This is a genomic window from Collinsella intestinalis (assembly GCF_902501455.1).
In the GTDB taxonomy this organism is placed as follows: domain Bacteria; phylum Actinomycetota; class Coriobacteriia; order Coriobacteriales; family Coriobacteriaceae; genus Collinsella; species Collinsella intestinalis.
In genome coordinates, this window is the sequence record NZ_CABWIC010000011.1 from 410,279 (window position 1) to 423,780 (window position 13,502).

At 64.4% G+C, this 13,502-nt stretch carries 11 protein-coding genes and 2 tRNA genes; 6 read left to right on the forward strand and 7 right to left on the reverse strand.

The window, feature by feature from the left end:
* Nucleotides 1–59: 59 nt before the first annotated feature.
* From AOBCEHNH_RS06770 to AOBCEHNH_RS06780, 3 genes are all read left to right on the forward strand, one after another.
* On the forward strand, nucleotides 60–2,150 hold the full coding sequence (locus tag AOBCEHNH_RS06770) for a glutamine synthetase III family protein (RefSeq protein WP_152063675.1): 2,091 nt from the start codon (nucleotides 60–62) through the stop codon (nucleotides 2,148–2,150).
* Between the two features lie 25 nt (nucleotides 2,151–2,175).
* Nucleotides 2,176–2,252, forward strand: a tRNA-Glu gene (locus tag AOBCEHNH_RS06775).
* 64 nt (nucleotides 2,253–2,316) lie between these two features.
* Nucleotides 2,317–2,841, forward strand: a complete 525-nt coding sequence (locus tag AOBCEHNH_RS06780; protein ID WP_152063676.1) for a biotin transporter BioY — start codon at nucleotides 2,317–2,319, stop codon at nucleotides 2,839–2,841.
* Nucleotides 2,842–2,948: 107 nt separating this feature from the next.
* Here AOBCEHNH_RS06780 and AOBCEHNH_RS08065 read toward each other — a convergent pair whose 3' ends face one another.
* From AOBCEHNH_RS08065 to AOBCEHNH_RS06815, 6 genes are all read right to left on the reverse strand, one after another.
* Nucleotides 2,949–5,156 (reverse strand): MurT ligase domain-containing protein, encoded by a 2,208-nt coding sequence (locus AOBCEHNH_RS08065; RefSeq protein WP_226803341.1) that lies wholly within the window; start codon nucleotides 5,154–5,156, stop codon nucleotides 2,949–2,951.
* Nucleotides 5,157–5,179: 23 nt separating this feature from the next.
* Complete coding sequence (locus AOBCEHNH_RS06795) at nucleotides 5,180–5,977, reverse strand: 4Fe-4S binding protein (RefSeq protein ID WP_152063677.1); 798 nt, start codon at nucleotides 5,975–5,977, stop codon at nucleotides 5,180–5,182.
* A gap of 1 nt (nucleotide 5,978) precedes the next feature.
* Nucleotides 5,979–6,431 carry an FKBP-type peptidyl-prolyl cis-trans isomerase gene (locus tag AOBCEHNH_RS06800; RefSeq protein WP_039910345.1) on the reverse strand — a complete coding sequence of 151 codons (453 nt, stop codon included), beginning with the start codon at nucleotides 6,429–6,431 and terminating at the stop codon, nucleotides 5,979–5,981.
* A gap of 54 nt (nucleotides 6,432–6,485) precedes the next feature.
* Nucleotides 6,486–7,511 carry a hypothetical protein gene (locus tag AOBCEHNH_RS06805; RefSeq protein ID WP_152063678.1) on the reverse strand — a complete coding sequence of 342 codons (1,026 nt, stop codon included), beginning with the start codon at nucleotides 7,509–7,511 and terminating at the stop codon, nucleotides 6,486–6,488.
* The gene (locus AOBCEHNH_RS06810; RefSeq protein ID WP_152063679.1) at nucleotides 7,511–8,593 is read right to left on the reverse strand and encodes a hypothetical protein; all 1,083 of its coding nucleotides are present in this window, start codon (nucleotides 8,591–8,593) and stop codon (nucleotides 7,511–7,513) included. The genes AOBCEHNH_RS06805 and AOBCEHNH_RS06810 overlap by 1 nt, the downstream gene beginning before the upstream one ends.
* A gap of 150 nt (nucleotides 8,594–8,743) precedes the next feature.
* Nucleotides 8,744–9,160 carry a NusG domain II-containing protein gene (locus AOBCEHNH_RS06815; RefSeq protein WP_152063680.1) on the reverse strand — a complete coding sequence of 139 codons (417 nt, stop codon included), beginning with the start codon at nucleotides 9,158–9,160 and terminating at the stop codon, nucleotides 8,744–8,746.
* Between the two features lie 273 nt (nucleotides 9,161–9,433).
* On the opposite strand from AOBCEHNH_RS06815, the gene AOBCEHNH_RS06820 reads away from it, so the two are divergent.
* Nucleotides 9,434–10,648, forward strand: a complete 1,215-nt coding sequence (locus tag AOBCEHNH_RS06820; protein ID WP_152063681.1) for an iron-containing alcohol dehydrogenase — start codon at nucleotides 9,434–9,436, stop codon at nucleotides 10,646–10,648.
* A gap of 230 nt (nucleotides 10,649–10,878) precedes the next feature.
* Here AOBCEHNH_RS06820 and AOBCEHNH_RS06825 read toward each other — a convergent pair whose 3' ends face one another.
* Nucleotides 10,879–11,946 carry a hypothetical protein gene (locus tag AOBCEHNH_RS06825; protein ID WP_152063682.1) on the reverse strand — a complete coding sequence of 356 codons (1,068 nt, stop codon included), beginning with the start codon at nucleotides 11,944–11,946 and terminating at the stop codon, nucleotides 10,879–10,881.
* 340 nt (nucleotides 11,947–12,286) lie between these two features.
* On the opposite strand from AOBCEHNH_RS06825, the gene AOBCEHNH_RS06830 reads away from it, so the two are divergent.
* A tRNA-Val gene (locus tag AOBCEHNH_RS06830) sits at nucleotides 12,287–12,362 on the forward strand.
* A 202-nt stretch (nucleotides 12,363–12,564) separates the two neighbouring features.
* Nucleotides 12,565–13,488, forward strand: coding sequence for an HAD family hydrolase (locus tag AOBCEHNH_RS06835; RefSeq protein WP_118271728.1), 924 nt, complete (start codon nucleotides 12,565–12,567; stop codon nucleotides 13,486–13,488).
* Nucleotides 13,489–13,502 lie beyond the last annotated feature (14 nt).

The window sequence follows — 13,502 nt, forward strand, 5'->3', positions numbered from 1 at the left end:
CTGCGGGTGGACCCCAGGACCCGGCGCCTCGACCGCGCCTTGTATGCGAAAGGATGCACATGGCCGACCTTACCGAACGCTTCGGCACGATGGTTTTCTCCGAAGACGTCATGAAGAAGTGGCTCCCCAAGGACGTGTACAAAAAACTCGCCGCCACCATCGAAGGCGGTGAGCCGCTTGATTTGGACGTGGCGAACGCCGTGGCCCACGCCATGAAGGAGTGGGCCATCTCCAAGGGCGCCACCCACTACGCCCACTGGTTCCAGCCGCTCTCGGGCATCACGAGCGAGAAGCACGACAGCTTCCTCGAGCCCAACCACGACGGCACCGCCATTACCAAGTTTTCCGGCAAAGCCCTGGTCAAGGGTGAGTCCGACGCGTCGAGCTTCCCCAACGGCGGCCTGCGCGCCACGTTCGAGGCCCGCGGCTACACCGCATGGGACGCCACGAGCCCGGCGTTCATCAAGGACGACGTCCTGTGCATCCCCACCGCGTTTTGCTCCTACACGGGCGAGGCGCTCGACAAGAAGACCCCGCTGCTGCGCTCGATGACGGCGCTGGACGAGCAGGCCAAGCGTGTGCTCGCCCTCTTCGGCAAGCATCCGAAGCGCGTGGTGCCTTATGTGGGTGACGAGCAGGAGTATTTCCTCATCAAGAAGGACGCATATCGGAAGCGTCGCGACCTGGTCATTTGCGGCAGGACGTTGTTCGGCGCCGCCCCCGCCAAGGGCCAGGAGCTCGAGGAGCATTATTTTGGCGCGATTCGTCCCACCGTCTCGGCCTACATGAAGGACCTCGACGACGAGCTGTGGTCATTGGGCATTCCGTCCAAGACCAAGCACAACGAGGTCGCGCCCTGCCAGCATGAGCTCGCGCCCGTGTACTCCGAGCTCAACGCCTCGGTGGATAACAACCTGCTCATGATGGAGAAGATGAAGCTCATCGCAAGCCGCCACGATCTGGTGTGCCTGCTGCACGAGAAGCCGTTCGAGGGCATCAACGGAAGCGGCAAGCACAACAACTGGTCGCTCGGCACCGCCGACGAGAACCTGCTCGAGCCCGGCGACACGCCGCTGGAGAACTTGCAGTTCATCGTCTTCCTCACCGCCGTGATCGAGGCCGTGGACAAGTACCAGGACCTCCTGCGCGCCAGCGTCGCCAGCTGCGGCAACGACCACCGGCTCGGCGCCAACGAGGCGCCGCCGGCGATCATGTCCATCTTCCTGGGCGACCAGCTCACCGAGGTCGTCGAGATGATCATGGACGGCGAGGCGAGCGTCCACGCCACCACCGACACGCTCACCTTCGGCACGGTCATCCTGCCCAACCTTGAGCAGGACAACACCGACCGTAACCGTACGAGCCCCTTCGCCTTCACGAACAACAAGTTCGAGTTCCGCGCCGTGGGATCGGAGGCCAACGTCTCCGATGCGAACACTGTGCTCGATACGGCGGTTGCCGAATCTCTGCGCGATTTCGCCGATGCGCTCGAGGGCACGCCCGCCGATGGGTTCCAGGAGGCCGCGCTGGCCTACTGCGCCGAGCACCTGCGCGCGCATCGCCGCATCCTGTTCTCGGGCGACGGCTATTCCGAGGCATGGGAGCAGGAGGCCGAGCGCCGCGGTCTGTGCAACTACCGCACAACCGCCGACGCGCTGCCCTCGTTCGTCGCCGAGAAGAACATCAAGCTCTTCAGTGAGATGGGCGTGCTCACCGAGGCCGAGGCTGTCTGCCGCTACGAGGTGAAGCTCGAGAAGTACAACAAGCTCATGAACATCGAGGCGACCACCATGGTCCGCGAGGCCCGTCGTACGTACCGCCCGGTCATCACCGCGTATGCCACCAAGGTCGCCAAGGGTCTCGAGACCATTCGCGCTGCGGGGGCCGAGGCCGCCATGGCTTATGAGCAGGCGACGCTGAACGACCTGTGCGATGGTATCACCGCCATCAATGAGTCCATTGCCCGCCTCGATGAGGTTCACGCCAAAGCCGAGGCTATTGCCGATGGTCAGTTGCAGGCAAATTGCTATGCGCACGAGGTCGCTCCCGTCATGGCCGACCTGCGCGCCGCGGTGGACGCCATGGAGGAGATTGTGGCGGCTGATTATTGGCCGGTCCCGACCTACGATGACATCTTGTTCTACGTCTAAGGTCTCTGCTATACTCTAGCGCGCTGTCCCCATCGTCTAGCGGCCTAGGACGCCACCCTTTCAAGGTGGATATCACGGGTTCGAATCCCGTTGGGGGCACCATTGCTGTGTCCGGACCCGCTCGGCTTCGTGCCGGGCGGGTTCTTTTCATAGGAGGGGTCCCGGGATGGAAGCGAAACGCGTTGCCCGTGCAGGCGTTATGACGGCGTTGCTGGCGGTGTCTGCTCAGGTGATGTTGCCGCTCGGTCCCGTGCCCTTTACGCTGCAGACGTTGGTGCTCGCCATGGTGCCGGCCGTGCTCGACCCGGCGACCTCGGTGTTCACGGTGCTGGCCTATGTCGTGCTTGGTGCGGTGGGCCTGCCTGTTTTCGCGGGCTTCAACGGCGGCATCGGCGCGCTCGCCGGTCCGACGGGCGGGTTTTTGTGGGGCTTTGTCCTGGGCTGCGCGCTGGCGGGTGCGTTGGCAAAAATGCTTGATGGCAGGATCGGGGCGTATCCGCGTGCGCTCGTGTGCGCGGCTGCGCTTGTGCTCGTTTCATATGTGTGCGGAACCGTCCAGCTCATGGCGCTCATGAATCTCGACCTTGCGGGAGCGCTCGCCATCGCGGTGATCCCCTTTGTGGTTCCCGACGCGGTTAAGGTCGCAGTCGGAGCGCGCTTGGGCTGCACTGTGGCGCGCGTGGTGAAATAAGAGCGCCCATCACGCGATTGATATGAACGAAATCGGCCCCCATGGTTGCATGGGGGCCGATTTCGTTCATATCGAGGCATCGCGCGGGCGGTGGTGCCGAGCGTCTCTTAGGGCAGCAGCTTCATCGCGGCCGCGCGGGCCGAGAGCTCGCAATCGTCATTGAGCGGGGACAGCGGCAACAGGGCTTCCACCTGTGCGTCGTCGGTGGAGCGGCGGCGTTCGAGCGCTCGCTCGATGAGCCAGTCGGCGAGGTCGGGGTTCTTGGAGAGCGCGGGACCGTGCAGGTAGGTACCGATCAGGTTGCGATGCAGGCAGCCTTCGAGCCCGTCCTTGCCGTTGTTGCCCGTACCGGGAACCGTCGAGACGCCCAGCGTGTGCTCGCACTCGTCGAGGAACGTGCGGCCGCCGTGGTTTTCAAAGCCGACGAACGGGTCGCTCGAAAGCTCGGTTTTGACCGCGACGTTGCCGGTCAGGCGCCCGTCGCCGCGGACGGTGTCGGCTGCGATGATGCCCAGGCCCTCGATCTTGTCATCACCCATGTAGTAGGAGCGGCCGAGGAGTTGGTAGCTACCGCAGATGGCGAGCATGACGCCGTCGTCCTCGACGTAGGCGCTGAGCTCGTCGCGCCGCGAACGCAGCTCATGGGCGACGGCGAGCTGGTCGCGGTCGGCGCCGCCGCCAATCAAGATGATGTCGGCGGTTGCGAGGTCGAGCTCATCGCCCATGTGAACGTTGTCGATTTTGGCGGGGATGCCGCGCCATGCGCAGCGCCGTTCGACGACCATGGCATTGCCGCCATCGCCATACAGGTTCAGGGCATCTGGGTAGAGGTGGACGATGCGAAGCGGTCGGTCGAGGACGGCGGGTGCGGGAAGCTCATCGCCTGTGGCAACCGCTGCCTGCTCGCCGTGCGCGGTCTGGTCGACCTGGGGCGCCGTGACGCCCGTATCTTCCGAGCTCAGGCGTTTGAGATCGGCTACAACAGGCGGGAACGCCGTGTAGTTGGCGACAGCGAAGAGAACATCTCCGGCGGGCTCGTCGGTGACGGATGCGAGTGCCTGTTCGACGCGTTCCACAATCTGAGCGTCAATGCCGGCGTATTTGAGGCGGACCTGCAGGTCGTTGGCGCGCGAGCCGCCCACAAAGGCGCGAATCCCCGGAGTTTCGGCGAGACACTCGAAGTCGACGTCCCAAATCCAGGAGACATCGCGACCGTCGGCTTCGGCATCGTTCAGGAAAAAGGCCATGAGACGGCCGTTCGAGGCTTTGATCTGCTGAATTTGGCGGTCGAAGCCGACCGGGTTCTTGGCGAGATCGCTTGCCACCGTGCGGCCCATGGCCCGCCAGCGCGTCATGCGCCCGCCCGTGGGGACGTAGGCATCGAGTACGTCCTGGAAGCGCGAGGGGTCGGCGCCCAGGGCGCAGGCAGCGGTGCAGGCGGCCATGATGTTGTACACCATGTACAAGCCGTTGTAGGCGGTGGTAAGGGCGAGCTCACGGGCGGGGTCCGCCGTGTTGCCCGGCAGATGCAGGCAGAACGAGTAGCCGTCTCCGGAGAGGGTGACGTCGTGCGTCCACGCCTCGAGTTCGGGGCGCTCCCAGCCGCATGCGGGGCATCGGTAGGCGCCGAGCTGGCCATACTGCAGGTATTCGTATTCGAGCGCCGCATTGCACTTGGCACAAAAGCGCGACTCGGCCATACGTGATGTCTCAGTTCCCGTGGCTCCCTGGATGCCGAACGCCACGCGTGGGTTGGGCACGCGGTCGGCGATGGCGGTGCACAGGGGATCGTCGGCGTTGAAGATGAGGATGGTCTCGGGCGAGGAGGCCAGGGCGCTGGCGATCGCGTCTTGCGTGTGGTCGATCTCGCCGTAGCGGTCAAGCTGGTCGCGGAACAGGTTGAGCAGTACGAAGTGCGTGGGCTTGAGGCGCGGGAGCACGCGGACCGTGTAGAGCTCGTCGCATTCGAACACGCCTACGCGCACGGTGCCCGCAGTGCGACGGCGCTCGGAGCTGGCCTCGAGCAGCGCGCCGGTGATGCCGGTCTCCATGTTGTTTCCCGCGCGGTTGCACACGCAGGTGAGGCCGCTTGCGGCAACGGTGTCGGCGATGAGGTTGGTCGTGGTGGTCTTTCCGTTGGTGCCGGTGACGACGACGCTCGCGTCGAGCAGGTCGGCGAGGTGGGCGATGAGCTCCGGATCGATCGCCAGGCCGATTTTGCCGGGCAGGGCGCCGCCGCTGCGGTGCAGGACGGAGCGGAGGCCCCAGCGGGCGATGCCGGCGGCCGTGGTGGCGATGTTGGAGGTGATGCTCATGGGAGCTCCTGTCGTGATGGTGCCTATTGCTGGTTGGCGGCGGCGTAGCGTGCGCGGCTGCGCTGCTCGGGCGTCATGCGGCTGCGCGGGGAGTAGATGACGTTGGTGCGGCAGTATTCGACGCACAGGTCGCATCCGGCGCAAGCATCGCGGTCGATGCGGAAGATCGGCGGCGTGAATGCAATGGCGGGGCAGCCGGTGATTTGCTGACAGCGATGGCAGCTCGTGCATGCGTACTGATCGATCTCGACGGGCTCGGCCTGGAACTCGCCGCGCTGCAGCTGGGCACAGGGGGAGGCGAACACGACGGCATGGACGCCGGGCCGCGCAAGGGCCCCATGGAGCACGTCCGAGCTCTTCTGGCTGTCAAAGGGGTCGACGATCGCCGCGTCGTCGCATCCGAGTTCGAGGGCGCGTGCGGCGAGCGCTTCAAGCGCGTCGACCATGAGGAATTCTGCGCTCGAGGCGAGCACGGCGAGGACGGTGACGTGTCCCTCGGCAGGCAGCGCGTGAAGCATTTCGGCGGCGTTCTCCGCCGCAAGGTCGACATCGGGGATGAAATGGATGACCGCCTCGCACGCCGGTTCCTCCGATGTCCCGCCCGTCGGCACCGCGACCTTGTAACGGTCGAGCAGCGCCTCCTCGCCGCCGGGACAGGCGGTGGCGGCGGGGTGCATGGGGCCGACGTTTGCGCAGCCGGCGTTGCCGCAGATGACTCGCCCGCGACCGCGACCCAGGGTCTCCTTGCAGGCGACGTAGGCGGCGCGGTGCGGACAGCCGGGGCAGGACACGCCGTGCAGGGTCTGGTTCTCCGTGCTCATCCTATGCCTCCTCGCCGGTGTAGGGCTCGCGGCTCAGCAGCTCGAGCTCGAAGGTGAGCGTGTGGCCGGCCATGGGGTGGTTGAAGTCGAACAGTGTGTCGGCATCGTCCGCCACGCGGATCACGCGGGCGAGTTGCTGGTAGCCCTCGTCGTTCATGAGGTAGATGAGCTGGCCCGGGATGAGGTCCTCGTAGTTGGGGATCTCGATGGTGGGCATCGTGTAGAGCAGACGCGGGTCGTGCTCGCCGTAGGCGTCCTTGGGCTCGAGGCGCACGGTCTTCTTCTCGCCCGGCTCCATGCCGAGCACGGCGATCTCGAATCCGGGCACGACCTCGTGGTTGCCCTCCACGTAGGTGAGGGGGGTGCGGCCGATGGTGGTGTCGAACACCTCACCGTCCTCAAAGGAGCCGGTGTAGTGCACCGTCACGCGGTGCTTGAGGGAGAAGTCGGTCACGGTGATCCTTTCAGGGTCGATGGTCACGAGGCAAGCCTATCATGCGCTTGCGATCTAAAAGCCATAGCGGCAGGCGAAGTCGTCGGCTGCGGCGCGCACGCCGTCGACGCCTTCCGCCCATAGGGTGAAGTCGGGCGTGTCGGCGATGATCCCGTCGGCCTCCCACACGGCCTGGTGGGCAAGATCCCACGTCTCGCGCGCGGGCGGTCGCACGGGCAGGTACGGGTCGTGGTAGGTGGGGTTCAGCAGGAAGAAGGCGCCGCCATCGCAGCGCGTGGCGAAATCCCTGAGGGCGCGGCGCGCGCTGCGGGTCTGACCGAGCTTGTAGAGCAACAACGTGCGGCCGAGGCCGAACCAGGGGAGATCTTCGACGTTCGGACCCGCCTCCTGCACGGCTTGGAAGAACGCGTCCTCGTCCTCAAGGCGTGCGAGGGCGAGCAGCAACGTGCCCGCGGCGTAATTGGGAAAGCCCTTTGCGCGCATGACGGTTCGGGCATAATTGGCAGCCGACCGGTAGCGGGCGGTGAAGATGGATCCCTGGGCGAGCGCCTCCAGGATGTGGAGCCAGCCGATCAGGTCGGGGTCGGAGGCGGTGAGCTCGCTCGCGCTCGTTCCGTCTGCCAGCGCCTCAGGTGCCCAAAGACCGTCGACGTCCGGATCGAAGCCGGGATGCGTTGAGATGATCATCTCACGTGCTTCGCGCTCGAGCTTGAGCATGTCGGAGAGACAGGCGTCGAGGGGGACTTCGGCGAGCTGGATGGAGACGAGTCGGGCGTCCAGGCAGGTAGCGTCCTCGGCGATGATGTTGGCGAGTTGCTCGCGCGCCTGGGAGAACAGCTCGCCACGGCCACGCTCGAACTCGTCGTCGGGGAGGCCCTCCATGCGCAGGAGCCCGTCGGTGAGTTCTCCGTGTACGCGGGAGTAGGACAGCAGCGCCTGCGCATGCACGTTTGCGGCGTAGCGCTCGGGTTCGGCGGCGATTTGCTCGCGCACGAGCTCGCGTGCGCCCTCCGTCAAGCCGGGGTGTTCTTGGATATAGAGTCGTTCCAGGTATGCGGGAACATAGATACGCGGGTCCATCAGCGTGTACCTCCGATTGGGCCGCCGCCCTCGGCCTGGGCGATCATGGCGCGATCTTGGTCGGTGAGTGCGGTCTGCACCAGCTCATGCTCGGCGACCCAGATGGCGAAGCTGGCGGCGTCGGGCGTGCCCATGCCTTCTTGGAGCAGGGGCGTCGCTTCAGAGAGGGCAAGTATCAGCTCGTCGTCGCTGCCGGGCTGCACGTGCACGCGCGAAAACACACCGTCGGGGAACTCGGCCTGGAGGTAGAGTGCTTGGGCGGGATGGGGGTAGGAGCGCATGAGGGCCTGGAGCAGCGCGGTGGCGCGGTCGAAGTCGAAGACGCGGTAGGCGAGGCTCATCTCGGTGATGAGGGACCATGCGTCGGGCCGATGGCCGCCGAGGCGCCCCGTGCGGGAGGGTGCACGGTCTTGGTAGGCTGCGGCGTGGCGTGAGCGAAAGCGCCTGAGCTCATCGGCCTCGACCTCGAGCTTGCCCAGTGCGAGCATACCGGTGTGCCGCGCGCCAGCCGGGTCGAGCGGATTGGCCTCGAGGGCGCGTTCGGCATAGGAGAGCGCCATGCGATAACGGCCGGCGATGAGCAGGCGCGAGGCGAGCGCGGCGAGCCAGCGCTGATGCGCGCGGCGACCGAGGTCGTGGGCGAATTCCTGCTCATAGGGGTTAGCAGCGCTTTCGATGAGCGTTTTCAGGTCATCCTCAACGGCGGGGAGGTTTTCGATGAGATAGTCGATAAGCGCATCGTCGGAGATGGAGCGCATGGTTGCGAGCATGCGCTGCGCGTCCCAATTCCGAGGGTCGAGCTCGACGGCCTCGCGCAGGTAATCCTCAGCTTGGGAGAACAGCTGCTCGGCCTCTGCCTCGGAGGGGGCGAAGGGTGCGCGGTAATCTGCGAGCTCGGTCGCCATGGCGACGAGGTGGAACGATCGGTCCCGATCGGTATGGATGAGGGTTGCCGGGTCGAGGCGGTAGGCCTCGCTGGCGCGCTCGATGAAAGCAGCGTCGCTCGCGGGGTCGGCGCCTTCGCGCTCCATGGCGGCGAGGATGAGCCGCAGGCAGTCCTCTTGGACGGGGTCGAATGCCATGTCGCTCCTAGTCGATACGGTATGAATGCGCGCCCGAGGGCGCGTCGATGCAGGTGGTTCGGCGGCGTGTCGCCGCGTGATGAGGCGGCCGCGATCGTTGCGCGGTGCGTCTCGATGACCTTTTAGTTTACCGATTGAAGGGCGGGGAGACTACCGTAGGGCGGCGGCGTCCGATTCTTCCGCAACAACTTCAACGACCAGCCCGTGGGGAAGACATACGATCTGCTCGCCGGCCTGTGAGATGGGCGCGTGCTCGACGCAGACCTGGTTGCCGCAGTTGGCGCTTTTCACCTCGACGCGACCCTCCGAGATCGAGATGACGTTCTCGCCGCCGTCGGCATCTCGCCCGCTGCCGGTGCCGTTCGTCTCGACGGTGAAGGTAGCGTCGCGTGCGAGTTCGTCGACGCGGCGGAAGCCGTCTTTGGATTGGGTGACGACGACCGGTCCGTTCGCCGACGTATTCCTACCGTTCGCGTAGTTTATGAACCACAATGCGCCCCCGCCCACAAGAGCGAGCAAAAGCGCGGCTATCAGGCATAAATCGCCGGTTTTGAGGCGGTGTTTCACGTGTTCTTCTTCCGGGTCGCGTAGTTCAGTCACCCATGGTACCAGGTCTTTTGAGTGGCTGCGTCCAAGGTGGCCCATGCGGGCGAGTGCGGTGGATCGAGGCGCGGAGCGATACAATATGCACGTCTGCGGGCACGTTGCCACCCGATGATAAAACGATACATCATCGAAGGCCGAGCAATTCGCCCGCACCCGAATACGGTCCTTACGCGGAGCCAAAAAAAGGGGTTCCGCGCGTGAATGCGGGGTGACCCGCGACTTGGGAGGTACGCAATGGGACGTTTTGCCAATCCGCGTGATCTGTACTTCGGTGAGGGTGCCCGCCATGAGGTCAAGAACCTCAAGGGCGAGCGCGCCATGATCGTGACCGGTGGCGGCTCGATGCGCCGCGGCGGTTTCCTGCAGGACGTTGAGGCCGATCTCAAGGAGGCCGGTTTCGAGGTTGAAATCTTTGAGGGCGTTGAGTCCGACCCGTCCGTCGAGACGGTTATGAAGGGCGCCAAGGCCATGGAGGCCTTCCAGCCCGATTGGATCATCGGCATCGGCGGCGGCTCGCCCATCGACGCCGCCAAGGCCATGTGGCTGTTCTACGAGTATCCCGAGGAGACCTTCGAGCAGGCCGTCGTACCCTTCTCCTTCCCGGAGCTCCGCCGCAAGGCCCACTTCTGCGCCATCGCCTCTACCTCCGGCACTGCGACCGAGGTCACCGCGTTCTCCGTCATCACCGACTACGAGAAGGGCATCAAGTACCCGCTGGCCGACTTCAACATCACGCCCGACGTTGCCATCGTCGACCCCGAGCTCACCTACACCATGCCCGCTAAGCTCTGCGCTCACACCGGCATGGACGCGCTGACCCACGCCATCGAGGCCTACGTCTCCACCGCCGGCTCCATGTACACCGACGGCAACGCGCTGCATGCCATCCGCGAGATCGTCGAGTGGCTGCCCAAGTCCTATCAGGGTGACCATGAGGCCCGCGCCCACATGCACGACGCCCAGTGCATCGCCGGCATCGCCTTCTCGAGCGGCCTGCTCGGCATTGTCCACTCCATGGCTCACAAGACCGGCGCCGCCTTCACTGGCGATCACATCATCCACGGCTGCGCCAACGCCATGTATCTCGGCAAGGTCATCCAGTTCAATGCCAAGGACGAGCGCGCCAAGAGCCGCTACGCCTTTATCGCCAAGGACGTTTTGCACCTCGCCGGTGAGACCGAAGACGAGCTCGTCGAGGCCCTGGTCCAGAAGATTCGCGACCTCAACGACGCCCTCGACATTCCGCAGGGTATCAAGAACTACGGCAAGTCCGGCGTGAAGGCCGACGAGTCGATCATCGACTACGAGGAGTTTGAGGCCAAGAAGGCCGACGTTGCCGCCAACGCCATCCTCGACGCCTGCACCGGCTCCAACCCGCGTATCCCGACGCAGGAGGAGATGGAGCAGCTGCTCGAGTGCGTCTACACGGATACTCCGGTCACGTTCTAATAACCCGGTGACGTTCTAGCCGCCCCCGGTGACGCTCTTGCCGCCCCGGTGACGCTCTGGGGCTGCATCGATTGCTCGAAGCGGCTTGTCACTCGGAAGCCCGATGGCCCTCGGTTGCCATCGGGCTTCTCTTGTATTGGGTCGCCGCGGAGCCCCGCCGGCCGTCTGTCCTCGAGGTATAACCAAAGTCACGTATCGGGGGCTTCTTTCGTGACTTTGATTGCACTTCGCTAATCTGAAGGCTCCTCGCGTCGGGGAACGCCGGCGGCGGTTAGCAGTCGTTCGAAATACGCCGTGTCGAGCACGTCTCGCATGCTGAATCTGACGATTTTGGAGCCGCTTAGGCAAAGATGGGACTCCCTGCGTCGTTCCGCTGCAAGCGCGCGTATAGCCGCATCGAGACCGTTCCGCGTGCCATCGACGCCTCCCTTGCGATATTTGCCGAGCCCGTCGAGCTCTCCGATGACCCAGCTCCCGTCTTCAAGCCGCCAACCAAAGTCTCCGCGTTTGGGGTTGTCCGGCTCCATTGGATCGAAAACCTCGACTTGCAGGTACGGGGCAACGAAGCCGAGTTTGATCATCGTCGCGCGTGCAATCGATTCCCCGCCATTCTCACTTCGCCCGTCCGCCCATGCGACGGTTTCGCGAGCCTGCCGAATGCCTCGCCGCCCCTTGCCGTCCTTTTCGATCCAGCACTCGATTTCGCGCTTGCCCGCCAATTCCCAATGGATTGCAGAGTCGGTGATTGCCAGCCCCACGCGAAAGTCGGAAGTGCAAAGACAGTCGACAAGCGTTTTCCGCAGCGAGGTGACGCGCACCCCCGTATTCGACACAATGTCTTGAGGGGCGAGTCGAAGGTGATGCCGGATGAGTGGGGACCCGCGGTGGCTCGTTCCGTTGGCGCAATAATGCACGGAGCCGAGAACGTTGTTCGGCACCTGGAGTCCATGGATCACGGCCGCCGAGTATCCGCAGAACACCCAGCTGGGATGCAGGAGCCCGAGCGTGCGGATCGTGCGGATGGTCCGCTCTCGAATAGAAGCGGTTTCGAACGTGCTACATCGTGCGTACATCCCTCTGAAGGGGGACGCTAGCTCGCCCTTTGCGAATCGGCGGCGCAGCAAGACTTCCTCTGCGTGGCCCACGGGGGTTAGCCACAGCCCCTGTGCCTCCGCCCGATCGAGGCGAACAGATAGATTGTTGGCAATCTCGCCCAGAAGCATCACCCTCTCAGTTTCATCGATTGCCTCCAGTGCCGTCGCAGGGATTGAAATCAGCCGGCGTACGTGTTCGGTCATATCAACCGTACTGCTGGATGGGGGAGGGTGAGCCTGCCCCCTTTCAAACCGAAAACTGACCGCGCAGGTGATGTGCGGTGGGGGTGCATGCACAATTCGGCGGGCGGTTGAATACGGCGGGTGGACGCGCGACGGATGCGGAGTTTTCCACAGCCGAATTGGCTGATGTCCACAGGCGCTGATGTGCCTCCCGTGCTTTGACAATCTGAGAAGGTCGCCCCGATCGGATTCGCCGAGACATACTCAAAGTCACAACATGGGCATCGATTTGGTGATTTTGGTTATATCTCGCTGGGGAGAGAGGGCCGGGTGGGGGAATTCCGTTATACTCTGCTCCCGCGGGCGATTGGCGCAACGGTTAGCGCAGGTGCTTTACACGCACAAGGCTGGGGGTTCGAATCCCTCATCGCCCACCAAGGAATGTGAACGCGAGGGCCGTGTCGCCCTCGCGTTTTTGTTTAGCGTGCGTGGATTCGAGCCCCGTTTGGGGCGCGGGGCTGAGGAAACATAAACCTCGAGTTTTATCGCGGCCGTGCGGAGGAACTCGGCTTGCTCACCTCGCGCTGATCGTTTTGTTTATGATGGTGAGGACGAACCTGCATCGCGAGAAAGGCTGCTATGAGCGACTTCGACCTCTCGAACTACCCCGTCCTTCCCGCCGAGCCCACAGGCGAGCTGCGCGAACAACTCGGCCGTGTGAAGTACGTCTTCACCGACTTGGACGCCACCATGCTGGCGCCCGGCTCGTGCGCCCTCTCGGATAACGAGGGCAACCCGAGCACCGCGCTCGTCGAGGCCATCGTGGCTCTCAAGCGCGCCGGCATCGAGATCATTCCGTGCTCCGGCCGCGCTCGCGTGATGATGCACGAGGATTCGCGCATCCTGGGCTTCAACTCCTACATCGGCGAGATGGGCGGTCTGCTCATGCTCGACCTCAGGGCGAACGAGTGGGAGTACTTCACCGGGGACATGCCCTACGACCCCGATTGTGGCCTCACACCGCATCAGGTGATTGAGCAGGCGGGCGTCTGCCAGGGCATCATCGACCGCTGGCCCGGTCGCATCGAGTATCACAACGACATGGCAAACGGCATCAAATACCGCGAGGTCACGGTCGGTATGCGCGGCGAGGTGCCCGATGAGGAGGCCCAGGCGATGATCGACGTCGCCGGCCTCGGTCTGGTGTGGGGCAACAACGGCTACCTGACCCATGTCTCCAAGCCCACCACGTTGGAGCTTGGTGAGGACGGCCCCGGTCGTGCGTTCAACATCATGCCCGCCGGCCTCAACAAGGGCCGTGGCATCGAGCGCTTTTGCGAGCTTCGCGGTATCGACCGCGCCGAGACGCTCGCCATCGGCGACTCGGAGTCCGATTTCCTGGCTGCCCCGTATGTGGGAACCTTCGTGTGCGTGGAGAACGCCCTCAAGGATCCCGCCACGCCTGCGCTCATCGCTGAGAACGATAACGTCTACCTCACGCGCGGCAAGGTCGTCGAGGGCTGGGTGTATATGGCGAAGGCCCTGCTGGCGGCCCGCGCATAGGTGCGAAAGCGCAT

Coding starts and splice junctions, on each gene's coding strand:
- AOBCEHNH_RS06770 (WP_152063675.1), top strand. CDS start 60: ATGGCCGACCTTACCGAACGCTTCGGCACGATGGTTTTCTCCGAAGAC.
- AOBCEHNH_RS06780 (WP_152063676.1), top strand. CDS start 2,317: ATGGAAGCGAAACGCGTTGCCCGTGCAGGCGTTATGACGGCGTTGCTG.
- AOBCEHNH_RS08065 (WP_226803341.1), bottom strand. CDS start 5,156: ATGAGCATCACCTCCAACATCGCCACCACGGCCGCCGGCATCGCCCGC.
- AOBCEHNH_RS06795 (WP_152063677.1), bottom strand. CDS start 5,977: ATGAGCACGGAGAACCAGACCCTGCACGGCGTGTCCTGCCCCGGCTGT.
- AOBCEHNH_RS06805 (WP_152063678.1), bottom strand. CDS start 7,511: ATGGACCCGCGTATCTATGTTCCCGCATACCTGGAACGACTCTATATC.
- AOBCEHNH_RS06810 (WP_152063679.1), bottom strand. CDS start 8,593: ATGGCATTCGACCCCGTCCAAGAGGACTGCCTGCGGCTCATCCTCGCC.
- AOBCEHNH_RS06820 (WP_152063681.1), top strand. CDS start 9,434: ATGGGACGTTTTGCCAATCCGCGTGATCTGTACTTCGGTGAGGGTGCC.
- AOBCEHNH_RS06825 (WP_152063682.1), bottom strand. CDS start 11,946: ATGACCGAACACGTACGCCGGCTGATTTCAATCCCTGCGACGGCACTG.
- AOBCEHNH_RS06835 (WP_118271728.1), top strand. CDS start 12,565: ATGAGCGACTTCGACCTCTCGAACTACCCCGTCCTTCCCGCCGAGCCC.